Consider the following 22209-nt stretch of genomic DNA (forward strand, 5'->3'; position numbering starts at 1 on the left):
ACAGTGAGCCCGCTGCCGATCACCTCAGAGACCACCGCTGCCGAGGCTGTCAGCATCGTACAGAAGTGGGTCGAGGCCGAAGTGCCCGCCGGCTGGCGCACAGCCGCAGCCGAGGGCCCCGCCGCGCTGCGGTCCGTGCGCACTCCACAGGATTACCGCGACTGGTATCCGGTTTTCGCTGGCTCCGGCCTGGTGGCGCCGACCTGGCTGCCCGAACACGGCGGCCTCGGCGCCGGCAACGACGTCGCACGCGCAATCGAGAACGTGCTCGCGCCACTGCGACTGACCCGGCTGAACCCGTTGGGGCTCAACAACACCGCCGCGGCGCTGTTCAGCCACGGCACCGAGGAGCAGCGGCGGCGCTTCCTGCCGCCCATCGTGCGCAACGAGGAGAAATGGTGTCAGCTGTTCAGCGAGCCCGGCGCAGGATCCGACCTCGCCTCGCTGGCCACCCGCGCGGTGCGCGACGGCGACGATTGGGTGATCTCCGGACAGAAGGTGTGGACCACCTGGGCCGACGCGGCGGACTTCGCGATCCTGCTCGCCCGTACCGACCCCGATCAGCCCAAACACCGGGGCATCACCTACTTCCTGCTCGACATGCACCAACCCGGCGTTTCAGTGCGGCCGCTGCGGCAGATCACCGGTGAGGCCGAGTTCAACGAGGTCTTCCTCGACGGTGCGCGTGTCCCCGACGCCCATCGGGTCGGAGACGTCAACGACGGTTGGCGGGTCAGCGCCTCGACCCTGTCCAGTGAACGCCAAATGGTGTCGGGTTCAGGATCCGGTGGCATGGGCCGCCTCGGCGGCTCCAGCGCGGAACGACTGATCTCGCTCGCCCGCGAAACCGGGCGCTGGGACGACCCCGTGATACGAGGCAAGATCATGCGCCTGTGGGCCCAGGAGCAGATCCGCGGCTGGACCAACGCACGTGTGCGCGCGGCGCTTTCGGCCGGTCAATCATCCGGTGCGGCGTCCTCCATCGGCAAGGTCCACCAGGCCACGCTCAACCAGCAGATCCAGGATCTCATGGTGGACCTGTTGGGCACCGCCGCGGTGGCCTGGCCGGCATCCGACGATCCGGACGAGTTGCCTCGCGAGGTACAGGGCATGATGCGCAGCCTCGCCAACAGCACCGAGGGCGGCACCACCGACATCAACAAGAACATACTCGGTGAACGCGTACTCGGCCTGCCGAAGGAGCCGGACCCGTGGAAGGGCGAGCCCTGGAAAGAGATTCCGCGCTCATGAGGGGCTACGAGCGGTTGGTCGTCGACAAGTCCGACGGTGTCGGATGGCTGATCCTGGACCGTCCCGATGCCGGCAACGCGTTCGACGCGCTGATGCTCGACGAGCTCGAGGCCGCCTGGGCCCAGCTGGACACCGATCCGGACGTGCGCGTCATCGTCAACACCGCCAACGGCAAGGCGTTCTGCACCGGGATGGACGTGGTGCAGGTCGCCAGGGACAAGCAGGCCATGCGCAAACACTCGCGCCGCACCCGGGATGCCGAGCTGAAGATCTCGTCGTGGCACTGCGACGTGTGGAAGCCCGTGATCGCGGCGGTGAACGGGGTGTGCGCCGGCGGGGGCTTGCACCTGGTCGCCGACGCCGACATCGTCATCGCCGCCGGAAACGCGTCGTTCGTCGACCCGCACGTGTCGGTAGGGCAGGCGGTGGCGTATGAGGCCATCACCTTGCTGCGCAAGTCGCCGATGGAGGCGATCACCCGAATGACGCTCAGCGGCAAGGGTGAACGGATCTCCGCGCACCGTGCCTACGAGTTGGGCATCGTCTCACAGGTCGTTCCTGCCGATCAGCTCCGCGCGGAGGCCGGCCGGCTGGCCGCTGCCGTCGCGACCAATTCACCCACCGCAATGCGCGCCACCAAGAAGGCGCTCTGGCACTCCCTGGAAGTCGGGCTGTCGGAAGCGAGAAATGCCGCGGCCGAGACCATCCGGCGTCTGCGCGACCACCCCGACCACGCCGAGGGCGCACGGGCGTGGCGAGAGAAGCGGCCGGCGCACTGGCACCCACTTGACCCGGTGGAGGTTTCGTGACCTACCAGAGGTTGATCGTCGAGCGCCGCGGGCCGGTCGGCTGGATCATCAACAACCGGCCCGACCGGCTCAACGCGTACGACGCGCGGATGCGCGAGGAGTTCCCCAAGGCGTGGGCGGAACTGGACGCCGACCCCGAGGTGCGGGTCATCGTCCACACCGGCAACGGCAGGGCCTTTCAGGTGGGCGCCGACGTCGACGACCTCGACGGCGAAGGCGTGCAGCAGTATCGGGAGGTCATGGAAACCCTCGACCTCAAGTTGACGGGCTGGCACTGCAATGTGGGCAAGCCGGTCATCACCGCGGTCAACGGGGTGTGCGCGGGCGGTGGACTGCACTGGGTCGCCGATGCCGACGTCGTCATCGCCGCCTCGGACGCCACCTTCGTCGACCCGCACGTCTCCATCGGCCAGGTCAGCGCCCTGGAGACGATCGCGTTGATGCGAAAGATGCCGGCCGAGGCGGTGTTACGGATGGCGCTGGTCGGCAGCCACGAACGCCTGAGCGCTCAACGCGCATACCAACTCGGCATGATCAGCCAGATCGTCGATCCGCCCGACAAGTTGCGCGACGTCGCGCAGGAGCTGGCCGAGAAGATCGCCAGGAACTCGCCCGCCGCGATGCGGGCCACCAAACGCGCACTGTGGGGCGCGCTCGAGCACGGCCTGACCGACGCATGCCGCGAGGGCGCCAAACACCTCACGTCGATGTGGGGTCATCCCGACCAGGACGAGGGCCCGCAGGCGTTCGCCGACAAACGGACTCCCAATTGGCGGCCACTGGAGGCGGATTCGTGAGCCTCGCCGACCTGCTGGCCGATCTTCCCGACACCGCGGTGCACACGTTGGCGGTCGACGTGTCACGCGCCGAGCTGACCGCGAGCGCCGACCGGCTGGGCGTCATGCTCACCGACGCCGGCCTGAGCACCGGCCAGGTGGTCGCGGCGATGCTCCCCAACGAGGCCACGACGGTCGCGGCGCTGTTCGGCGCCTGGCGTGCCGGTGCCGTGTACACACCGCTCAACCCGAGGGCCGCCGATGCGGAGCTGGCCACCCAGCTCGAGACCCTCACGCCGGTCGCGGTGATCACGACGCCCGAACTGGCCGCGAGGTTCACGGCGTTCTCGGTGCCCGTCATCACCGGATCGAACCTGGCGTGGACTCTGACGTCGTCCTGCCAACCGCCCGCAGACACACGGCGGTACGACGCCGACGTAGCCCTGCTGCAGTTCACCTCCGGGACCACGGGGCCGCCGAAGCCGGTGCCGCTGCGCCACAGCACCGTGCTCGACCTGATCGACCGGTTGCTGACCAAGCTGCGCGGAGCAAAAGGTTCGAGTCGCAAGGACAATCGGGCGCCGATGCCGAATCTGGTGCCGCTGTCGTTGTCCCTCTGGGCTGGCATCTACCAGGTTTTGTTCGCTTTTCGGGCGGGCTCCGGCGTCGTGCTGATGGACCGGTTCTCGGCCCCGGAGTTCGCGGAGCTGGTCAAGCGCCACCAGCTGCGCTCCACAGTTCTTCCTCCCGCGGCGTTGACCATGGTCCTGCACGACGAAGCGGTCACGGACCTGTCGCCCCTGCGGATCGTCCGCTCCATCACCGCTCCGCTGTCTCCCGTGCAAGCCGCCCGGTTCCGCGACAAGTTCGGCGTGATCGTGCTGAATTCCTACGGACAGACCGAGCTCGGCGGAGAGGTCGTCGGATGGTCGGCCGCCGACGCCCGCGAGTGGGGCGAGACGAAGCTCGGTTCGGTCGGCCGCCCGCTGCCCGGCATCGACGTGAAGATCGTCGACGACGAGGTCATGGTCCGCACACCGACGACGGCGGCCCGCAGAATCGACCCCGCGTTTCTCGACAGGCTCACCGACGACGGTTGGTTCCACACCGGCGATCTGGGCTGGTTCGACGAGGACGGCTTTCTCTGGCTCGACGGGCGCGTGTCGGACATGATCAACCGCGGCGGGCTCAAGGTGTTCCCCGGCGCCGTCGAGGATGTGCTGCTGGGCGCCGACGGTGTGCGGGAGGCCGCGGTGGTGGGTGTGCCCGACGAGCGGCTCGGCGAAGTGCCGTGGGCCTTCGTCGTGCGCGCCGACGACTCGCTCGGCGAGGACGAGCTGATCACCTGGTGCCGTGAGCGCCTGACGCCGTATCGCGTTCCGGTGCGTGTGGTCTTCGTCGATCGACTGCCGCGCAACGACGTCGGCAAGGTCGTCAAGCGCGAGCTCGCCGCGCTCGCCGACGCCTGACGAGCAGACGCGTACACCCCCTTTTTTGGCCCGTTTTGGGGGTTTTCGCGTCTGCTCGCGCGGATGGTTCTGTGAAAATGCTTGTTATTCTCGTCGGAATCCAGGGTTTTCGCCGGGCAGAGGGCGCACGATGTGGCATCAGCCGAAGCCGAGGTACGAGAGCGTCGGGTCCCGGGAGCTGATCACCATCCGCGAAGACCCGCAGGCACAGCAGCCGGGTGGGTGACATGGCCCCATCGACGGTGGTCCTGGGCCCGGACGACGGGCTGTCCGGCACGCTGGCGAGCGAGCTCGACGCGGTCAACATCGCCCCCGAGGGCGAGCTGCCGCCCGGGATCACGGGCGCGGTCATCGTCGCCCACCCTTGCCCGCGGCCGATCGATGCGGTCATGGTGGACGGCGATGAGTGGCGTCGCCACGTCGACGACTCGATGTGGCGCATGCTCACCGCGCTGCAACACGTGCGGTCGGCCCTGGCCACCGGCGGCGGCCGCATCGTCGTCGTGGTCCCGACCATCGGAATGGCCGGTGCCGCCGGGCTCGTCGCGTACACCGCCGCGATCGAGGGGATACGCGCGATGGCGAAATCGGCTGCCCGGCAATGGTCTTCCTCAGGAGTTGCGGTCAATCTCGTGGCCACGCCGCTGTCACTGTTCGGCGACGGGACCGCCGCCGGTCATCTCACCGTCGCAGCCGTCACCGACGATTCGACCTTGATGCGCACGGTCGCCGAGTCGGTGAAGTTCCTGCTGCGGCCGGGCCTCGACCACCTCGTCGGCGAGACCATCGTCGCCGATGGAGGTTCGGTGATGCTGCCGTGAGCCTGGAGGGGTTGACGGCGCTGGTCACCGGTGCCGGCGCCGGGGTGGGACGCGGCATCGCGCTGGCTCTCGCCGCCGAGGGTGCCCACGTCGTCGTCGCCACCAGATCCGACAACGGGCGGGACGTGGCAGACGAGATCGGCGCACGCGGTCATCGTGCCACCTGGGCACGTTGCGACGTGACCGACCCCGAAGCGGTGGCCGGGGCGGTCGACCTCGCCGTGACCACCACTGGGCGACTCGACGCCGTCGTGCACAACGCGACGAGCAATCTGTCCAGCCAACCGCACCAACTCGCCGACGTCGATCGCGCGCTGTGGACCGACCACTTCTCGGTGTCGCTGAGCGGAGCCCACCACTGCGCCGCCGCGGCCTTTGACGCACTAAAAGAACGCGGCGGCACCTTCATCGTGATGACCTCGCCTGCGGGTATCGAAGGCAGTGCGACACTGCCGCTCTACGCCACGATGAAGGGGGCGCTGCGTGGCTTCGCCAAGAGCCTGGCGCGGGAGTGGGCGCCCCACGCCATCACGGTCAACATCGTGTCGCCCCTGGGGTATTCACCCGCCATGACTGCCGCGATAAAGGCGGAACCCGCCATGGAAGAGCGCCTCGCCCGCCGGATCCCGCTGGGCCGCATCGGGGACCCGGAACACGACATCGGCGCCGCTGTCGCCTTCCTGGTCGGCCCTCAGGCCCGCTACGTCACCGGACAGACCCTCGGCATCGACGGCGGCCATTACATGAATCCGTAGGAGGCAGTGCCATGGAGACGGGCCTTGCCCTGCCATACACAGGACCCTCGGCATCCCCGCACGTCGCGCGGTTGCCGGCCAGTGAAGCAAGCACTCGATCCGGGTGCGCTCGATACCGACCGAGAATGTATCCTCTCATTTTAGGATAACGACGCTACCGTTCGTCGTGGCGCGTCCGTTGCCGGACACATCTGTGCCGGAGACAGCGACTGAGAGGAACCGACGATGACCGAGGCCAAGGCGTTCGAGGTGTGGGACGCCGACAACCACATGTACGAGACCATCGACGCCTACACGCGCTATCTGCCGGAGAAGTACTCGGAGGCGTTGAAGTTCGTCGACATCAACGGCCGCAAGAAGCTTCAGATCCTCGGCACCGTCACCGAGTGCATCCCGAATCCGACCTATGAGGTGATCCCGACGCCGGGTGCCTGGTCCGACTACTTTCGAGGCATCAACCCGGACGGCAAGTCACTGCGTGAGCTTGCCAACCCGATCAGGTGCCCCGACGAGTTCCGCCGGCCGGACCTGCGGCTTGCACTGATGGACCGCCAGGGCGTCGACGGCGCGGTGATGTTCCCGACCACGGCGGGGATGCTCGAGGAACGCACGAAGTCGGATACCGAACTGACCCACGCGGTGACGCATGCCTTCAACCGCTGGCTGCTCGAGGACTGGACGTTCAACTACAAGAACCGAATCTTCCCCGTCCCGGCGATCTCGCTCAACGATCCCGCGCTCGGCGTCCAAGAGCTTGAGTGGTGCCTGGAAAACGGTGCCCGGACAGTGCTGATCCGGCCGGCCGCCGTGCCTCGTGAGGACGGCACGTCACGCTCACCAGCGCTGCCGGAGTTCGACGACTTCTGGCGCTTGGTGGAGTCGTCGGGAGTCTCGGTGCAGATGCACAATTCGGACTCCGGATACGAGCGCTACGTCGACGATTGGGAGGACGCCGCGGAGTTCAACGGGTTCGCGTTGAGCAAGTTGCGCGGGTTCATCTACGAGGAGAGCAGGAACATCTTCGACACCCTCGCGGCATTCATCGCGCACGGGGTGTTCGAGCGCTTTCCCGGCGTGCGCATCGGCGTGGTCGAGAACGGCGGCTCCTGGGCGTACCGCCTGCTGGACGTCTTTGACCGGGTGTACCGCAAGAGGCCCAAAGACTTCGACGAGCATCCGGCTGACGTCTTTCGCAGGCACGTCTGGATCAACCCGTTTCACGAGGAGGACATGTCGCAGCTCGTCGAGCTTCTCGGTGCCGATCGCGTGATGTTCGGCTCCGATTACCCCCATCCCGAAGGCCTCGCGGAGCCCGCGGACTTCGTCAATGAACTCGAAGATCTGCCGGCCGAGACCACGGCCCGCGTGATGGGTCGCAACCTCAAAGAGCTGATCGGGCTCTAACCGAATTCGATGGCGTGGGGTGACGAAACTCCGGGCGCTGCCGGAGTGATCGTTCATCGCGCGCCCGCGCCGCCCTCACGCAAGAAGTTGACCGTGTAGTTCTGGTAGGTCACCCCTTCGGGACCGAGCCCGATGAGCTCGAGGAACGGGTTCCAATCGGCGGTGTCGACGAACCAGTCCCAACGAGCGATGCGCCCGTCCGCGTCGGTCCAGATGTAGTCCCACTCTCGCAATTGCAGCCTCGTCCCGCCGGCGAGCGTCCCCGCATAGGTGTCGCAGGACGAGAAGCCCCAGTCTCCAGCGACACATTCGAACGGGCTGACGAGGCGGTAGTCCGGCATGTGCTTCCACCACATTCGCCACTCGGGGGTGAGAATGTCGCCGTCGGGCGCATGCTCGGCCATGGCCGCCACCACCTCGTCCGACAGGATGTCGGTAACCGATTGAGGGACGCCGTCGTTGAACAGCGGGCTCATCATCGTGTAGTTCGGGGCCCAGATGAACTCTTCACCGAACGTGACGTGACGATCCCGCTCAACGGCTTTCGCATATCCCTCCCACTTGGCGAAGGCGATTTTCTCGTGCAGGGCCACCCGATCCTCGGTCATGTCTGTTCCCATTCACTGGCTCAGTTCGACGAATCTCTTGAAGTACCGCCACGCAATGTCGGGTGGTATGCCACCACAAAGCGGATTGATGTTGAACACTTCACCTGCGGCAAGTCGAGCCTTCGCTTCATCGACCGACAGGATCACATGCGACGACGTCTGGCGAAGCTCGTCGACGGTCTTAGCGGTGGTGATGTTGGCCGACACGGTGTTGTCAGGGTTCCAATCCGCGTACGCCATCGCATCATGGAGAAGGTACTTGCCGATCTCGTCCCAGGCGGCGTCGACATCGTCGGCGACGAAACAGTTGGTGGCGGCGTCGCGGTCGGGGATCAACCTGAAGCCGGGCTCAAACCCGTTGTCGCGGCAGGCCTTCTCATAAGCCTCCTGCATACCGGGCACCCCGCCGTTGGCAAGGAGCCCGAGGCCGTTCCGCCCGGCGCGCCGAGCGGCAGCGAGGCTGGCCCCACCCCAGCTCATCATGGGCCCATCCGGTGTGCGAGGTCGTGGTGTCGTCTTCATCCGGCGACCGTCATACTCGACTTCCTCACCGGCCAACAAACGGCGCAACATGCCGAGCTTCTGGTCCGCGATCCGTCCGCGCTCGGACAACGACAGGCCGAAGTGGTCGTACTCCTGTGCGCGGTAACCGATTCCGAACACATAGGTGGCCCGACCGCCGCTGATGTGGTCCAGTACCGCCATATCCTCGGCCAGACGTGCCACGTCATAGAAGGGGAGGAGAATCACCAAGTTCAGCATGAGCTGCTTGGTCCGGGCGGCGATGGCCGAGCCCAGCAGCAAGGGTGACGGTAGATAGCCGTCGTCGGCACAGTGATGTTCGCACAACACCGCCGCGACGCACCCTCGGGTTTCCGCCCATTCCGCCATGTCGCAGGCTGCGGCGTACAACTCCGTCGGCGGGGCTCCGATCGACGGCGCGCGCATGTCGAAGCGAAGAGTGAACATCATGTCGGAGTGTCTGCCTCTGCGGACTGATCGGGGCCCATCACGGCGACAGTGGCTTCCATGATCAGTTTCACCACATCGTTTCTCGTCATCGTCCCGAACAGCGAACCAGCCATGCGAACGTCGTCCGTAGCCAGATAGGTAGGGCCGTTGCCGAGATTGTCAAAGGCATCCCGCACGACATCCGCCGCGGGGGTGGCGCCAGGTGGCGCGTCGTCCAACGAGGCGATCTGCCCTCGGCTGTGCTCGATCCGGCGCAGCGCCGGCGTATCCGTCTTACCGAGAACGAGGCCGACCACATCGACACCGGTGCCGCGCAACTCAGCCCACAAGCCTTCGGCGAACACCATGTCGAAGGCCTTGGTCCCGCCGTAGACGACCATGTTGCGACCGCCGGCCAGCGCCGCCCCCGATGTGAAGATGACGATTCCACCACGGCCGCGCTCCACCATCGGTGGTGCGTAGTGGTGACACAGCCGCATCATCACCAAGCAGTTGCGCTGCAGTAGCGCTTCAGCTTCGGAGATCTGCGTCGTGAGGAACCTCTTGTAATTCGGATCGCCGCCGGCGCAGTAGACCAACATGCCGACCTCGATGTCGGCGGTGGCATCGGTGATGGCTACCGACGCGTCGGGGTCGGTGAGGTCGACCGCGAGTGTCCGGGTCTCGGCGTCGGTGCGCTCGTGAATGCGTCGGGCCACTTCGTCGAGTAGGTGTTGCCGACGAGCGACGAGCACGACGTTCACACCCTCGTCCGCGAGCCGCTCGGCAAACAATGCGCCAACGCCGTCGGACGCGCCCACCACGATCGCCCACGCCCCGTACTTGGCTGCGAAGTCTTCGGTCACGGCGCCGGCACCGCAGCCAGTCGAACCGAGGTATACGCACGACGGGCGATGCGCCAGCCGTCCGCGGTCCGTACAGCGTGATCGTCGTAGTATCCGACTGGGTTCGCGCCCGCCCCGTCTTCGAGCAGGATCAGGGCGTCGACATACGTGCGCAATGTCGCAGTGTCACCATTGATGTCGACGGCCTGATTCGTGATCCGATGCATGGTATGAGCGGCCATGACGTGCGCCGCCGCCATGAACTCGGCGACCTCTCCACCTCCCGTCCACTGACCGATATCGCCGTAGTCCACGTGGGCGTCTTCGGTGAAAACCTCTGTGAGCAATGAGTATCGCCGGCTGTCGATGGCGGTGGCGTAGCGAATCGTCAGCTCGACGAGCTCGTCTCGATCACTCATATGCTGTCCCCGTTCGGGTGCACGATGATCCGCGGCGGCCCGTCTGATCTGCGCGCCTCGTCGAGTGCGCTGGGCACGTCATCAAGGCCGATGATTCTGCCGACGCTGGGCATCGGGTCGAGGCGTCCATCGACAACCGCATCGAGTACGCCGTACCAGTCCTCCGGCATCGGCCCACCGCCGAAACGCAGCGTCAATCCTTGGCGGGTTGCTTCGGTGATGTCCAGTGTGTCCCCCGTATACCAACCGCCTGCGCAATAGATGCGGGTGTAGAACTCCGCCTCTGTAACGAGTGAGTTGATGAGGCCTGGGGCTCCGACGCATTCGAACACCACCGCTGTTCCGGACATGTGGTGTTGCAGGCGCACGTCGCGGAAGACGTCGAACACAGGCCGTTCGGCAGGATCGTGCAGCACGTGCGCGCCGAATCCGGAGCGCGCCAGTTCGCGGCGGTCCGCGTTGTAGTCGGAGACGATGATCGGCTCGATGCCACGAGCAGACAGCGCCGCGACGGCCGACAGGCCGATGGCGCCAGCGCCGACCACGATCGGGATCTCCCCGGGTTGAACGTCGGCGACACGGACGTAGTACTCGCCGACAGCGAAGGCGTCGACGAGGGCGATTGCGTCACTGGATACGGACCCGTCGACGACTCTCGCGGTCGCCTCCGACACGACGAGAAGTTCACCGAAGCTGCCCTGTGCCTCGGGATGCTGGCCGATGATGCGCAGACCACCGGTTCCGCCGTCCACCAACCGGATAGGCATGGAGGTCACCCGGGATCCGATCGGAAACGCGTCACCACAGCCGGGACCGTGCCCGACGACCTCGCCGACGAACTCGTGGCCCATGACGATGTCGCGGTCGGCGTCGTAGAGCGATCGACCCGTCGGATCGTCGATCGCGAGTTCTGGATGGTCGATGAAATGGACATCGGACGCGCAGATCGCGGTGCTCAGCGTCTTCAACAGCAGGTCGTTCGGACCCGGGACCGGGTCGGCCGTCTCACGGACGGTCAATTCGCCGGCACGCAATACGACTGCACGCAATGGACGCAACCTTCGCCAGCTGATAATCTCGAATATTCGAGATTATTTCTTCGTATTTCAGAATCACCGTAGAATCCGGCCGAAAAGGAGTCAAGGGTGCAGGGGGCCGGTTCAGCGCCGACCGAGCGGGTGCTCGACATCATCGAGATCCTCAGCCGCACTGACGCTCGTGGAATGCGGTTCTCCGACGTCGTGCGACGACTCGACCTTTCCCAGGGAACCGCTCATGCCATCCTGACGAGCCTTCAGAACCGCGGGTGGGTCACCCGCGATCCCGTATCCAAAGAGTTCAATCTCGGCCCGGCGCTGGCCCTCATCGCGTCCCGCCTAGACGCCGAGCGTCCGACCGCCGCGGTCGCACGCAGTGCCATCCGGCGTCTCGCCGAGAAGACCGGCATGGCGGCCTCTGTCGTCGAGCGCATCGGAGACGACCTGGTTATCACCGCGTTCGAAAATCCGTCGAATTCGCCACCACCGGCGGCCCTTCCGAACGATCGGATCCCGTACGCACCTCCTTTCGGAATCGCTTGTGCCGCTTGGGATTCTGTGGCTGAGCAGGAGGCATGGGTGCAACGCGGCGCAGCGGGCGATGCGTCTCTGGCCGAGCGTCTACGCGCGGCGTTGGCGCACACCCGCGGCCGTGGTTACGACGTCGACTGGATGACTCCGGCACTCGCGGAGGCGGCGCACGCCATCGGCACGCTGTCGGATGACTCCGTACCGGGAAATTTGCGGTCGGTTGTCGACCAGCTCCGAGTCGAGTTCATCGCTACCAAGATGCTGCCCGATGAAAGCCTCCGCGGCGCGCACTCGGTCGCCACGATCTCGGCTCCCGTGCTCGACTCCAACTCCCGAGTGCAACTGATCTTGAGTGTGCACCCGCTACGCCGGATGACTATCCGCGAAACACGCACCGCGGCCGAGCCGCTGCTGCAGGAGATCGCACGCGTCAGCGAGGAGCGAAGCGCGCACGCAACTCGTTCTTGAGTACCTTTCCGGTGAGGTTGCGCGGCAGCGCTTCCACCAGCTCGAGCCGCTCCGGTGACTTGTGCTTGCTCAGCCCCTGAGCCTGGCAGTGCTCGGCGAGCACTGCCAACGTCACCTCGGTGCCGGGTTGCGCTACGACGACCGCGCACACCCGTTCGCCGGTACGGGCATCCGGCACACCGATGACCGCGACGTCGGCAACCGCCGGATGGCTCGCCAGGACACCCTCGATCTCCAACGCGGAGATGTTCTCGGCGTTGCGGATGATGGCGTCCTTGATGCGCCCGGTGATCGCGACGTTGCCGTCGGCGTCGACGCGGCCCCGGTCACCGCTGCGAAACCAGCCGTCGGCGTCGAACGCATCCGCGTCCAGCGACGCATCGACGTAGCCGAGGAAACACTGGGGTCCCTTGAGGCGCAGCTCGCCTTCCTCCCCTACCCTCACTTCGCGCTCGTTGTCGTCGACCACCCGGATGGATACGCCGGGAACGGGTTGCCCGACGGTGTGATCCAGAATCTCCGGTTTTCCGTCCGGCGGCGGCGAGGTCACCACGGGGAACTCGGTCAGCCCCCACGAGTTCGCGATCCCGGCCACCGAAAGTATTTCGCGCACTTGGCGGCCCAGCTCGGGCGTGATCGGCGCTCCGCCTCCGACACACCCGCGCAGATCGGGAAACAGTGGTTCGGCGCCGTGCTCGCGCTGCGCAGCCATGTAGGCGACGAAGAACGGGGTGGCCGAACCGAGCATCGTCGGGCGGTGCGCGGCGACAGCCTGCGGGGTGTGGACCGGATCGAAGGCGTCGAACAGCACCAGGCGCATACCGGTCAGCAGGCTGGCGGCCAACATCGCGGCACCGCCGATGTGTGAGACCGGAAACGCGATCGGGTTGATGTCGCTGCTCGACGCACCGAACATGCCGACCACCCCAGCCGACCCGGCGATCACCGAGCGATCACAGTGCCGAATGCCTTTCGGCGCCGCGGTCGTGCCCGAGGAGTAGTAGACCCACCGCGCTTCCTCGCCCGACGCCGGCGGCGGCGGTAGCAGCGCAGGATCCGCCGATGGCAGCCGAAGGTCCCCCGCGATCGGCGTGTCGTGGTCGACCACCACGATCGTCATCGGCCGTTCGCGCGCCAGCTCGTCGGCGAGCGCGACGTGGTCGAATCCGCGCCACAACCCGGGAACGACGAACATCTCGGTACCGAGCTGCTCGGTCACGAAACGGATTTCGCTCTCGCGCCAGATCGGCAATACAGGATTCTGTACCGCGCCGAGCCGGGTCAGCGCCACCATCACGACCATCGTCTCCAGCGTGGTCGGCAACTGCCACGTCACCACGGTGCCCGCCCTGACCCCACGTTCGGACAGCGCGGCAGCGGTGCACTCCGCCGCGTCGCGCAACTGACTGATCGTCAGGCTGCGACCGTAGTCGTCGACGAGCACGACGCGGTCGGGATGCCTCCGCGCCCCGGCTTCGACCAGTCCCCAGTAGGTTTGCGCCATCAGCGCGTGGGCAGAAGCAGTCGCCGCTTGGCCAGAATGTTGCGCATCATCTCAGAGCTGCCGCCGGACACTGTGTATGCACGAGACCACAGCCAGCACTCTTTCAGACGCTGTTTGGCCTGCGCCACATCCGGATCCGCGACCGTGCACACCATTGCCGACAGCTGCGCGCCGTAGGCCGAAACCCGGTGGTACGTCTCGGCGAAACTGAGCTTGGCGATCGAACCATCGCCCGTCTGCTCGGCACCGGCCACCATCCGCTCGACATGGTCGTCGATGAAGGCCTTGGCCACCTCGACCTCGACGGCCAACTCGGCGACCTGATGCCGGATGTCTTCGTGCTGCAGCGCTGGCACGCCGTCGATGCGGCCGTGCCGCGCCACCATGACCAGGTCGTCGATCAGCAGCTCGAGCAGGATGACATTGCCGCCGATGCCGAAGCGTTCGAAATCCAGGCCCGCCATGATGATCGACCAGCCCTGGCCGGGCTCGCCGATCAGGCTGTCGGCAGGGATTGGCACGCCGTCGAAGAAGACCTCGTTGACCTCGATCGCCTCGTTGATCGTGCGGATCGGACGGATCTCGATGCCCGGTGCGGTCAACGGCACGACGAACGCCGACAGCCCGTGGTGACGCGAGGACGACGGATCGGTGCGCACCAGCGCCAAACCCATGTCGGCCCAGTGCCCGTCGGTGATCCACGTCTTCTGCCCGTCGATCACCCACGATCCGTCGGGCTGCCGGGTGCCCTTGCAGCGCACGGCGGCGATGTCGCTGCCCGCATCGGGCTCGCTGAGCAATTGGCACCACACATGCTCGCTGCTCCGGATCCGCGGCAGCAGTGCGGATTTCTGCTCATCGGAGCCGAAATGCAGCAGCACGTGCGCCGCCAGGTTGACCTGGTCGACGGGCCGTGGCGCGCGGGCCCGCAGAATCTCCTCGGAGACGATCCGGTCGTGCAGCGGGTGGTGGTCAGCGCGTCCGCCGTGCTCGACCGGCCAGTCCCCGCCGACGAAACCGGCATCGAACAACGACGCGAACCAGGTGCGCAGTCGCGCTTCCTGCTCGTCGGTCACGGGCGCGCGATGGCCCTCGCGGGCCTCGAACGGCGGCGCGTGCTCGGCGATGTGCGCTTGGACGCGGTCGCGGAACCCGGCCAGCTGGACCTCCGTCGGCCGCGCCGCCGCGGCGCTCACCACCCGGCCCCCGCCGCGAACAGCGCGCGACTGGACCGCGCCGTGCCGAGCAGATATCCGTTGGTGAACACCCGCCGCAGTTCATGATGCAGCGGGTACTCCCAGGTGAACCCGATGCCGCCCGAGAGTTGCATGCACTCGTCGACGGCGGCGGTGGCGTGGGCCGCGACGAACGCGTGCGCCACGGCGGACAGCCCCACCCCCCCAGTCGGGACGTCGGACGCCAGCGCGCGGGCCGCCTTGGTGAGCACCGCGCGCGCCTTGGCCTCGAAGACCAGCAACTCCACCAGACGGTGTTGCACCGCCTGGAAACTCGCGATCCGCGCACCGAACGCGATCCGATCCTTGAGGTAGGCGACCAGCCGCTCGAACGCCGCCGACAGCGCGCCCAGCGAGTCCGCGCTGAGCAGGACCCTGGCCAACGCGAGGAGCTGCTGCGCACGCTCGGGTCCACCGATCTGCACGCTCTCCGCGCCGGCGAGCTCCACCCGCCATACCGGACGGTTGACGTCCAGCAGCTCGTCGTCGAGCTCGCGCGGCAGGGTGCCCGCCGCCTCGAACAGCCGAATCCCGTTGTCGTCGAACGTGACGATGACGTCGACCACATCCGCACGCGCCACACGGCCGACATCCCCGAACAGGGCACACGCCGCCGTACCGGTTCCGTCGAGCATCGGGGGCAACCATCGGTCACGGACGTCGACCGGTGCCGAACTCAACGCCGCCGCGGCCGTGACGCAACCGAGCCAGTGCGTCGAGTTGCCGGCGCGTCCGAGTTCCTCGGCGATCACCGTCGCCTCGACCGGCCGCCACCCGCTGCCGCCGAGATCCTCCTCGACCAGCAGACCCGTCCAGTCCATCGCCGCAAGGTCTTTGAGCGAATCCTGCGCGTCGCATGCGGTCAGGAAGCCTCGCGCCGCACCACGAACCAGTTCGATGTCGACTGCATCGTCGAGGGCGGCATCTCCCTCAGTGCCCACCGCCGGTCAGCTCCGCAGCAACAGCTCTTCGGCATTGCCGCGCATGATGCGCCGCTTCGCCGCACCATCAAGCGGATCGAGCAGCTTGACGAAGTCCGCCGGTTCGGCCAGCCCTTCGGCGTGCGGGAAATCCGACCCCATCACCAGCACGTCGTCGTAGCCGAGGCTGTTGACGATGCCGGGGATGTCGTCCTCCGGGTACGGCACCACGCGGACGTGCCTGCGGAAGATCGCCGACGGCCGCTCGGTGAGCTTGCCGCCGATCCACGGGCCGTTGCGGCCCATCCCCCTGCTCTTGTCCATGTGCTTGACGAAGTACGGCACCCACTCGGCGCCGTGCTCGGCGACCAGCGCGTTGAGCTTCGGGAAGCGGCCGAACAGGTTGTCGAAGATCAGCGCCGAGAGCGTGTCCTCGATCGGCCGCTGGCCGTAGATGTTCATCCACTGCCACGCCGACATGTGCCAGGACGCCGGGTCGGGGTTGTGTCCCCATGCGGGTGAGATCGCGGTGAAGTACCAGAACGGCATGATGTGGTACACCAGCACGCAGCCGGCCTCCTGCAGCCGCGCGTACACCGGGTCGAAGTACGGGTCGCCCGGCGACCTCCCATAGGCGGGGCCGGTCGGCAGCATCACGAACTTCGCACCCGCCGCGATGATCGCCTCCGTCTCGGCGACCGCGGAATCGAGGTCGCGCAGCGACAGCAGCGCGGTCGCGTAGATGCGGTCCTCGAAGTTGAAGCCCCACTCCTCGTCGATCCAGCGGTTGAACGACCGCAGGTTGGCGTACAGCGCAGCGGTGTCGTCGACGTAGTGTTCGGCGGCCAGCGCCATCCCGCTGGGATAGATCACCATCCGCTCGACGTTCTGCTTGGCCATCACCGCCAGCCGGGCCGAACGTTCGATGTACTCGGGTTGCATGGGCTGCGGTTCGTAGGACTCCTCCGGGTTGCCCGAACCCATCTGGCGCAGCATCTCCTTGAGCGAACCCGGGCGGTACGCCACGTCCAGCCCGAGGCCGCCTTCGCTGTTGAACGTTGCCACCCGGCGACCTGCGAGAATCGCCTCCACCCCGTCGGCGCCCCGCACGGTCGTGATCGCGCGGTCCTTGAACTCTTCGGGCAGATACCGGGTGAACGCGTCCCGCGTCTCGTAGCAGTGCGTATCGCAGTCAATGATGCCGTAGTTGAGGGTGGTCACCGCGCCGCTCCTTAGTTGCGAGAATGCTTATTCTCTCTTTCAGGAAAAGATACTATCCTCGATCGGTAATGCCTATCCCCGGGATGTCTCCAATCGATGCGATCGCTGTCGAAACGGTCACCTCGAAGGTGGTCACCGTTGTGTCGGTGCGGAAGGAAAACATGGCTGCACCAACAAAATTGGCCACAGCTGACGTAAGCGGTCGGCGTGTCCACAGCTGACGGGGTCGATCTCGGCGACCTCCGCGAGGCGGTCCGCGATTTTCTTGCCGCCCGATCGTCGAGCAGTGCCGTGCGGGCTGTGATGGATTCGCCGACGGGCTACGACGAGCGGGTCTGGCGCGAGCTCACCGCCGACCTCGGCCTGGCCGCGATCGCAGTACCCGAGGAGTTCGGGGGCGCCGCGGCGGGCATGCGGGAGCTGGCGGTCGTCTTCGAGGAGATGGGCGCGGCGCTGCTGTGCGCGCCGTTCTTCGCCACGGTCGCCTTGGCGATCCCGACGCTGCTCGGCAGCGGAGACGCGATCGCGATGAGCGAGTACCTACCCTCGCTCGTCGACGGTTCGAAAACCGCCACCGTCGTTCTCAACGGAACTCTCGATGCCTGGGATCCCGACGCGGTGACGTTGACGGCGCGCAGCGACGGCACCGGCCACCGGCTCTACGGAGACGCGGATCGGGTCATCGACGGGCACACGGCGAATATCATTCTGGCCGCGGCGAATACGGACGCGGGCATCTCTCTGGTCGCGGTCAGCGCGGACGCCGACGGGCTTACCCGCGAACCACTGGCAACGCTCGACCGTACGCGCAAGGTGGCCAAGGTGAGCTTCGACGGCGTCCCCGCCCGGCTCATCGGCGCCGACGGCGCCGCGGCCGCCGGCCTCGAGCAGGCATACCACCTTGCGATCGTCGCGCTCGCCGCCGAACAGGTGGGTGCGGCGCAACGCTGCCTCGACATGGCCGTGCGCTACGCCAAGGAACGGATCCAGTTCGGACGCGCCATCGGCAGCTTTCAGGCCGTCAAGCACCGTTGCGCGGACATGCTCGTACTGGTGGAGGGCGCCCGGTCCGCTCTGCAGCACGCCGCCGAGGTCCCCGACGGTGAACAGCGGGCCGTGGCGGCCTCGGTGGCCAAGATGGCCTGCTCGGAGGCGTTTCTCCAGGTGGCACTGGACAACATGCGCATCCACGGTGGCATCGGGTTCACCTGGGAGCACGACGCACACCTCTACGTCCGTCGCGCGAAAGCCACCCAGTTGATCTTCGGCAGCCCCGACTACCACGCCCAACGCCTGGCGACCCTCGTCACCACATCAAGCCACTAGATCAAGCCACTAGCCGGAAGGACGACCGTGACCGTTTCGTACTCTCTTGAACTGCCCACCCACCGGGTGGAGGCCGCCTCTGAGTTCGTCACCGCCGAGGCGATTGCGGAGATCGCCCGCGTCGCCGAGGCCAACGGGTACGCCGCGGTGCACGTCACCGACCACCCTGCCCCGGATGCGAAGTGGCTCGACCACGGCGGCCACCACGCACTGGACCCGTTCGTCGCGCTGTCGTTCGCGGCCGCGGCGACCACCGACGTGAAACTGCTGACCAACATCTACATCGCCGCCTACCGCAACCCCTTCCTGGGCGCGAAGTCGATCCACAGCCTTGCCGTGCTGTCCGGGGGCAGGCTCATCCTCGGCACGGCAGCCGGCTATCTCAAGCCCGAATTCAAGGCGTTGGGAGTCGATTTCGACAACCGCGGGGCATTGCTCGACGAAGCGCTCGACGTGCTGGCCAAGGTGATGACCGGTGAGGACACCGCCTACGAAGGCACGTCGTTCAACGCGCGCGGAGTCCGGCTGCAACCGGTTCCTGTGGCTCCTCCACCGATCTGGGTGGGCGGCAACAGCAAACCCGCCGTGCGGCGCGCGGTGACACGTGCCCAAGGCTGGGCACCGTTCAACACCTTCGGCTACGCGACGGCGTCGCGCACTGCCGAAATCTCCACGCTCGAGGAACTGGAGGCGGCGATCGGCTGGGCCAAGAAGTACGCAGCCGAGATCGGTCGCACCGAGCCGCTGGACATCTGCTTTTCGGCCGGCACCATGCTCGACGAGGGCAAGTCCGCAGACGAACGGCACGCCACCATCGCGAAACTCGAGGCGATGGGCGTGACCTGGCTGACCATCGCCCCCCAGGGCGCCGACCGCGCCGAAGTCCTCGAACGCGCACACGCGTTCGCCGAGGAGTTCATCACCGCATGAGGCTGTCGGCGGCAAAGCCGTCGACACCGATTCGCCGGTGTGCGAACAACCACCGCCCGTCGACCGGTATCAGGACATCACGATAGCGGCCCCAGTGGTCGAGCCCGACGTCGGTGTGCACCGCGAAGTAGCTGCTGACCTCGACACGGTCCCGCGCGACCGCGCCGAAGCGAATGCTCGAAACGTGATGGCGGACGTGCGAAGGACCTCGCTTGGCCGCACTCGGCTCCTGTGCCATCGCCGCACCGAGACCCGCTTCGATGGCCGCGGGCCCCGTCAGCGGTCCGGCACCGCCGCTGAACTCGAGGACACCGTCGGGTGCGAAACACTGCGCCAGCGAACGAAGGTCGAAGCAATCGGTGGCCGCGGTGTAGTCGGACAGCGTCTGACGAACAGACTCCCGTACTTCCAGCTCCCAGCGCTGCATCTGCACTCCTGTAAACATAAATTGCCGATCCACGATAACGTGTGTTCTCATGCCGCAACCAAGCCTGCTCGACCTGATCAATCCAGCGACCACCGCACTGGTCACCCAGGAATGCCAGGGCGGGGTGATCGGCCCGCAAGCCGGTCTACCGATGCTCGCAGAAGAGGCACGCCGCGAGGCGATCCCGAACATCGCACGACTGCTCGATGCGGCCCGCGCGGCAGGGGTGACAGTGGTGCACTGCCTGATCCAGAAGCGCCCCGACAACCGCGGTTCGAACACCAACGCCAGGCTGTTCATGGCGGGTAAGTCTTTTCCCGCCGACTTGACGCCGGGAAGCCCCGGCGCCTCCCTGTTACCGGAGCTCGGCGAAGACCCAAGCGACATCGTGCTGACCCGCCTGCACGGTGTCGGTCCGATGACCGGGACGGACCTCGACTCTGTGCTCCGCAACATGAACATCAAGACGATTGTGGGAGTGGGTGTTTCGGTCAACGTCGCGATCACCAACTTCGCCATGGATGCCGTCAACCGTAGTTACCAATTCGTGCTACCCCGGGATGCGGTGAGCGGATATCCCCGCGAGTATGCGGAGTCGGTCATCGACAACACGTTGGCCCTGCTCGCGACGGTGACCACGACCGACGCGGTGGTGCAGGCGTGGAAGGAACTCGCCGCCACCTAACCCCGCTCTGGATGTAGCCCGAGCTTTGGTGATAACGTCATTCTCAATAGGCGTAAATGGTCATATTCGCTGCTCTTAGGAGGTCGGCCACATGTCTACCCGGTCCCTGCCGTACCCGGTCTTCGACATCGACAACCACATGTACGAGACGACGGACGCCCTCACCAAGTACCTGCCGAGGGAACACAAGGGCAAGGTCGGCTACGTCGAGGTCAACGGACGGCCCAAGCTCGTCGTCAAGGACCGCATCAGCCACATGATCCCCAACCCGACATTCGAACGTGTGGCACGGCCGGGCAGCGCAGAGGACTACTTCCTGGGAAACAATCCCGAGGGTTTGAACTTTCGCGAGTTCATCGGTGAGCCCATGGACGTCATTCCTGCCTACCAGTCACCGGCACCTCGACTGGAACTCATGGACGAACTGGGAATCGACCAGTGCGTGATGTACCCGACCCTCGCCAGCCTCATCGAGGAGCGCACCACCGACGACGTCGTCCTGACCCACGCGATCATCCATGCCCTCAACGAGTGGATGCATGAACACTGGACCTTCAACTACCAGGACCGCATCTTCGCCACCCCGGTGATCTGCCTCCCACTGGTCGACGAGGCGATCAAGGAGTTCCACTGGTGTCTCGAGCGCGGTATGAAGACCTTCCTGGTGCGACCCGCACCGGTGCCGAGCCGGTTCGGCGGCTCGCGATCCATGGGGCTCCCCGAGTTCGACCCCTTCTGGGAAGAAGTGGTCAAGGCGGGCGTGCCGGTGACCTTTCACGCCGCCGACAGCGGCTACCAGAAGCACCTCATGGAATGGGAGGGCGGTGACGAGTACCTGTCCTTCAAGCCCAGCGCACTGCGCGAGGTGGTGATGGGGTTCCGGGCCATGGAGGACACCCTGGCGGCGCTGATCTGCCACGGCGCCCTGTCCCGCTTCCCGGACCTCAAGGTACTCGTCGTGGAGAACGGCAGCGGTTGGGTGCGCAACCTTTTGCGTCTGCTCGACAAGGCGTACCGGACGATGCCGAAAGAGTTCGACGAGCACCCCGTCGACGTCTTCAAGCGCAACGTCTACATCCACCCGTTCCTCGAGGACGACGTGAAGGGGATCGTCGACATCATGGGTGAGGATCACGTGATGTTCGGCTCCGACTTCCCCCATCCAGAAGGTATCGGCGACCCGCTGAGCTTCGTCGACCGGCTGGAGGGGTTGCCGGAGATGGTCAAGGCGAAGATCATGGGCGGCAACGCCATCGAGCAACTGGGGCTCCAACGGGTTCCGGCATGACCCAGACAACCGCTTCGCCGACGGAGTACGACGGCATCGCCGGCTTCGAAGCGCACGTCGGCGAGCACCTGGGGTACAGCGAATGGCGCAAGGTCACCCAGAAGGAGATCGACCTGTTCGCCGAGGCGACCGGTGACCACCAGTGGATCCACGTCGACGCTGAGAAGGCGGCGAAAGGGCCCTACGGCAAGACGATTGCCCACGGCTATCTCACACTGTCGTTGGTGCCCATTCTCGTCCAACAGATCTACAAGGTGACCGGCTTGTCCATGCAGGTGAACTACGGCGTGGACAAGCTGCGGTTCCCGGCGCCCGTGCCGGTCGACTCACGCATCCGCGCGGGTGCCGAGCTGATCAAGGTGGACCGCACCGACAACGGCGCCAGGGCCACGGTGCGGGTCACCGTGGAGGTGGAGGGCTCCGAGCGGCCGGCATGCGTGGTCGACACCATCGCGGCGATGGTCGAGTAGGCGCGTTCCCGACCGAGCACCCTCCCCGCGAGCAGACGCCAAGACCCCCAAAGTGGCGC

23 protein-coding genes are annotated in these 22209 nt (G+C 66.3%); 13 read left to right on the forward strand and 10 right to left on the reverse strand.

What is annotated here, in order from left to right; translation table 11 throughout:
- Positions 1–3: 3 nt before the first annotated feature.
- The 7 genes from ABQF13_RS09845 (at position 4) to ABQF13_RS09875 (ending at position 7285) form a co-directional block, all read left to right on the forward strand.
- Positions 4–1251: an acyl-CoA dehydrogenase family protein gene (locus tag ABQF13_RS09845; RefSeq protein ID WP_448392691.1), complete on the forward strand. Its 1248-nt coding sequence runs from the start codon at positions 4–6 to the stop codon at positions 1249–1251.
- Entirely contained in the window at positions 1248–2060 is an 813-nt protein-coding gene (locus ABQF13_RS09850) for an enoyl-CoA hydratase/isomerase family protein (RefSeq protein ID WP_448392529.1), read from the forward strand. The genes ABQF13_RS09845 and ABQF13_RS09850 overlap by 4 nt, the downstream gene beginning before the upstream one ends.
- A complete protein-coding gene (locus tag ABQF13_RS09855) occupies positions 2057–2857 on the forward strand; it encodes an enoyl-CoA hydratase/isomerase family protein (protein ID WP_448392530.1) in 801 nt (266 codons plus the stop codon). The genes ABQF13_RS09850 and ABQF13_RS09855 overlap by 4 nt, the downstream gene beginning before the upstream one ends.
- Positions 2854–4305 carry a class I adenylate-forming enzyme family protein gene (locus tag ABQF13_RS09860; RefSeq protein WP_448392531.1) on the forward strand — a complete coding sequence of 484 codons (1452 nt, stop codon included), beginning with the start codon at positions 2854–2856 and terminating at the stop codon, positions 4303–4305. Before ABQF13_RS09855 ends, ABQF13_RS09860 begins: the two co-directional genes overlap by 4 nt.
- Before the next feature lie 227 nt (positions 4306–4532).
- Positions 4533–5126, forward strand: a complete 594-nt coding sequence (locus ABQF13_RS09865) for an SDR family oxidoreductase (RefSeq protein ID WP_448392532.1) — start codon at positions 4533–4535, stop codon at positions 5124–5126.
- On the forward strand, positions 5123–5881 hold the full coding sequence (locus ABQF13_RS09870) for an SDR family NAD(P)-dependent oxidoreductase (RefSeq protein ID WP_448392533.1): 759 nt from the start codon (positions 5123–5125) through the stop codon (positions 5879–5881). Before ABQF13_RS09865 ends, ABQF13_RS09870 begins: the two co-directional genes overlap by 4 nt.
- Before the next feature lie 225 nt (positions 5882–6106).
- Positions 6107–7285 (forward strand): amidohydrolase family protein, encoded by a 1179-nt coding sequence (locus ABQF13_RS09875; protein ID WP_448392534.1) that lies wholly within the window; start codon positions 6107–6109, stop codon positions 7283–7285.
- Between the two features lie 53 nt (positions 7286–7338).
- Here ABQF13_RS09875 and ABQF13_RS09880 read toward each other — a convergent pair whose 3' ends face one another.
- From ABQF13_RS09880 to ABQF13_RS09900, 5 genes are read right to left on the reverse strand one after another with little or no spacing between them, the layout of a single operon-like run.
- Complete coding sequence (locus ABQF13_RS09880; RefSeq protein ID WP_448392535.1) at positions 7339–7893, reverse strand: nuclear transport factor 2-like protein; 555 nt, start codon at positions 7891–7893, stop codon at positions 7339–7341.
- Between the two features lie 12 nt (positions 7894–7905).
- On the reverse strand, positions 7906–8862 hold the full coding sequence (locus ABQF13_RS09885; RefSeq protein WP_448392536.1) for an LLM class flavin-dependent oxidoreductase: 957 nt from the start codon (positions 8860–8862) through the stop codon (positions 7906–7908).
- The gene (locus tag ABQF13_RS09890; protein WP_448392537.1) at positions 8862–9710 is read right to left on the reverse strand and encodes an SDR family NAD(P)-dependent oxidoreductase; all 849 of its coding nucleotides are present in this window, start codon (positions 9708–9710) and stop codon (positions 8862–8864) included. Before ABQF13_RS09890 ends, ABQF13_RS09885 begins: the two co-directional genes overlap by 1 nt.
- Positions 9707–10108: a nuclear transport factor 2 family protein gene (locus ABQF13_RS09895; protein ID WP_448392538.1), complete on the reverse strand. Its 402-nt coding sequence runs from the start codon at positions 10106–10108 to the stop codon at positions 9707–9709. Before ABQF13_RS09895 ends, ABQF13_RS09890 begins: the two co-directional genes overlap by 4 nt.
- Positions 10105–11157, reverse strand: a complete 1053-nt coding sequence (locus tag ABQF13_RS09900; RefSeq protein WP_448392539.1) for a zinc-binding dehydrogenase — start codon at positions 11155–11157, stop codon at positions 10105–10107. The genes ABQF13_RS09895 and ABQF13_RS09900 overlap by 4 nt, the downstream gene beginning before the upstream one ends.
- A 96-nt stretch (positions 11158–11253) precedes the next feature.
- Here ABQF13_RS09900 and ABQF13_RS09905 point away from each other — a divergent pair, with 96 nt between their 5' ends.
- Positions 11254–12144, forward strand: coding sequence for an IclR family transcriptional regulator (locus ABQF13_RS09905; RefSeq protein ID WP_448392540.1), 891 nt, complete (start codon positions 11254–11256; stop codon positions 12142–12144).
- Here the strand turns inward: ABQF13_RS09905 and ABQF13_RS09910 are convergent.
- Genes ABQF13_RS09910 through ABQF13_RS09925 form a run of 4 tightly spaced genes read right to left on the reverse strand, consistent with a single transcriptional unit; the run spans position 12107 to position 17024 of the window.
- Positions 12107–13648 carry a class I adenylate-forming enzyme family protein gene (locus tag ABQF13_RS09910; RefSeq protein ID WP_448392541.1) on the reverse strand — a complete coding sequence of 514 codons (1542 nt, stop codon included), beginning with the start codon at positions 13646–13648 and terminating at the stop codon, positions 12107–12109. The two genes, ABQF13_RS09905 and ABQF13_RS09910, sit on opposite strands and share 38 nt — an antisense overlap.
- Positions 13648–14844, reverse strand: a complete 1197-nt coding sequence (locus ABQF13_RS09915; RefSeq protein WP_448392542.1) for an acyl-CoA dehydrogenase family protein — start codon at positions 14842–14844, stop codon at positions 13648–13650. Before ABQF13_RS09915 ends, ABQF13_RS09910 begins: the two co-directional genes overlap by 1 nt.
- Positions 14841–15824, reverse strand: a complete 984-nt coding sequence (locus ABQF13_RS09920) for an acyl-CoA dehydrogenase family protein (protein ID WP_064891134.1) — start codon at positions 15822–15824, stop codon at positions 14841–14843. The genes ABQF13_RS09915 and ABQF13_RS09920 overlap by 4 nt, the downstream gene beginning before the upstream one ends.
- 6 nt (positions 15825–15830) lie before the next feature.
- Positions 15831–17024: an amidohydrolase family protein gene (locus ABQF13_RS09925; protein WP_064891136.1), complete on the reverse strand. Its 1194-nt coding sequence runs from the start codon at positions 17022–17024 to the stop codon at positions 15831–15833.
- 207 nt (positions 17025–17231) lie between these two features.
- On the opposite strand from ABQF13_RS09925, the gene ABQF13_RS09930 reads away from it, so the two are divergent.
- Both ABQF13_RS09930 and ABQF13_RS09935 read left to right on the forward strand, forming a co-directional pair.
- Entirely contained in the window at positions 17232–18350 is a 1119-nt protein-coding gene (locus ABQF13_RS09930) for an acyl-CoA dehydrogenase family protein (protein WP_448392543.1), read from the forward strand.
- A gap of 27 nt (positions 18351–18377) precedes the next feature.
- Entirely contained in the window at positions 18378–19280 is a 903-nt protein-coding gene (locus ABQF13_RS09935; RefSeq protein WP_448392544.1) for a TIGR03619 family F420-dependent LLM class oxidoreductase, read from the forward strand.
- Here the strand turns inward: ABQF13_RS09935 and ABQF13_RS09940 are convergent.
- Complete coding sequence (locus tag ABQF13_RS09940; protein ID WP_448392545.1) at positions 19270–19707, reverse strand: nuclear transport factor 2 family protein; 438 nt, start codon at positions 19705–19707, stop codon at positions 19270–19272. The two genes, ABQF13_RS09935 and ABQF13_RS09940, sit on opposite strands and share 11 nt — an antisense overlap.
- 49 nt (positions 19708–19756) lie before the next feature.
- On the opposite strand from ABQF13_RS09940, the gene ABQF13_RS09945 reads away from it, so the two are divergent.
- The 3 genes from ABQF13_RS09945 to ABQF13_RS09955 all read left to right on the forward strand — a co-directional run bounded on the left by ABQF13_RS09945 (position 19757) and on the right by ABQF13_RS09955 (position 22150).
- Positions 19757–20392 carry a cysteine hydrolase family protein gene (locus tag ABQF13_RS09945; RefSeq protein WP_448392546.1) on the forward strand — a complete coding sequence of 212 codons (636 nt, stop codon included), beginning with the start codon at positions 19757–19759 and terminating at the stop codon, positions 20390–20392.
- 91 nt (positions 20393–20483) lie between these two features.
- Entirely contained in the window at positions 20484–21680 is a 1197-nt protein-coding gene (locus tag ABQF13_RS09950; RefSeq protein WP_064919319.1) for an amidohydrolase family protein, read from the forward strand.
- The gene (locus ABQF13_RS09955) at positions 21677–22150 is read left to right on the forward strand and encodes a MaoC family dehydratase (protein WP_448392547.1); all 474 of its coding nucleotides are present in this window, start codon (positions 21677–21679) and stop codon (positions 22148–22150) included. The genes ABQF13_RS09950 and ABQF13_RS09955 overlap by 4 nt, the downstream gene beginning before the upstream one ends.
- The last annotated feature ends 59 nt before the right edge of the window (positions 22151–22209 follow it).

Source organism: Mycolicibacterium sp. XJ879 (assembly GCF_053483935.1).

Excerpts from the sequence above, each read along its gene's own strand:
- ABQF13_RS09850 (WP_448392529.1), top strand. The coding sequence starts at position 1,248 with ATGAGGGGCTACGAGCGGTTGGTCGTCGACAAGTCCGACGGTGTCGGA.
- ABQF13_RS09865 (WP_448392532.1), top strand. The coding sequence starts at position 4,533 with ATGGCCCCATCGACGGTGGTCCTGGGCCCGGACGACGGGCTGTCCGGC.
- ABQF13_RS09875 (WP_448392534.1), top strand. The coding sequence starts at position 6,107 with ATGACCGAGGCCAAGGCGTTCGAGGTGTGGGACGCCGACAACCACATG.
- ABQF13_RS09880 (WP_448392535.1), bottom strand. The coding sequence starts at position 7,893 with ATGACCGAGGATCGGGTGGCCCTGCACGAGAAAATCGCCTTCGCCAAG.
- ABQF13_RS09885 (WP_448392536.1), bottom strand. The coding sequence starts at position 8,862 with ATGTTCACTCTTCGCTTCGACATGCGCGCGCCGTCGATCGGAGCCCCG.
- ABQF13_RS09895 (WP_448392538.1), bottom strand. The coding sequence starts at position 10,108 with ATGAGTGATCGAGACGAGCTCGTCGAGCTGACGATTCGCTACGCCACC.
- ABQF13_RS09910 (WP_448392541.1), bottom strand. The coding sequence starts at position 13,648 with ATGGCGCAAACCTACTGGGGACTGGTCGAAGCCGGGGCGCGGAGGCAT.
- ABQF13_RS09940 (WP_448392545.1), bottom strand. The coding sequence starts at position 19,707 with ATGCAGCGCTGGGAGCTGGAAGTACGGGAGTCTGTTCGTCAGACGCTG.
- ABQF13_RS09945 (WP_448392546.1), top strand. The coding sequence starts at position 19,757 with ATGCCGCAACCAAGCCTGCTCGACCTGATCAATCCAGCGACCACCGCA.
- ABQF13_RS09950 (WP_064919319.1), top strand. The coding sequence starts at position 20,484 with ATGTCTACCCGGTCCCTGCCGTACCCGGTCTTCGACATCGACAACCAC.
- ABQF13_RS09955 (WP_448392547.1), top strand. The coding sequence starts at position 21,677 with ATGACCCAGACAACCGCTTCGCCGACGGAGTACGACGGCATCGCCGGC.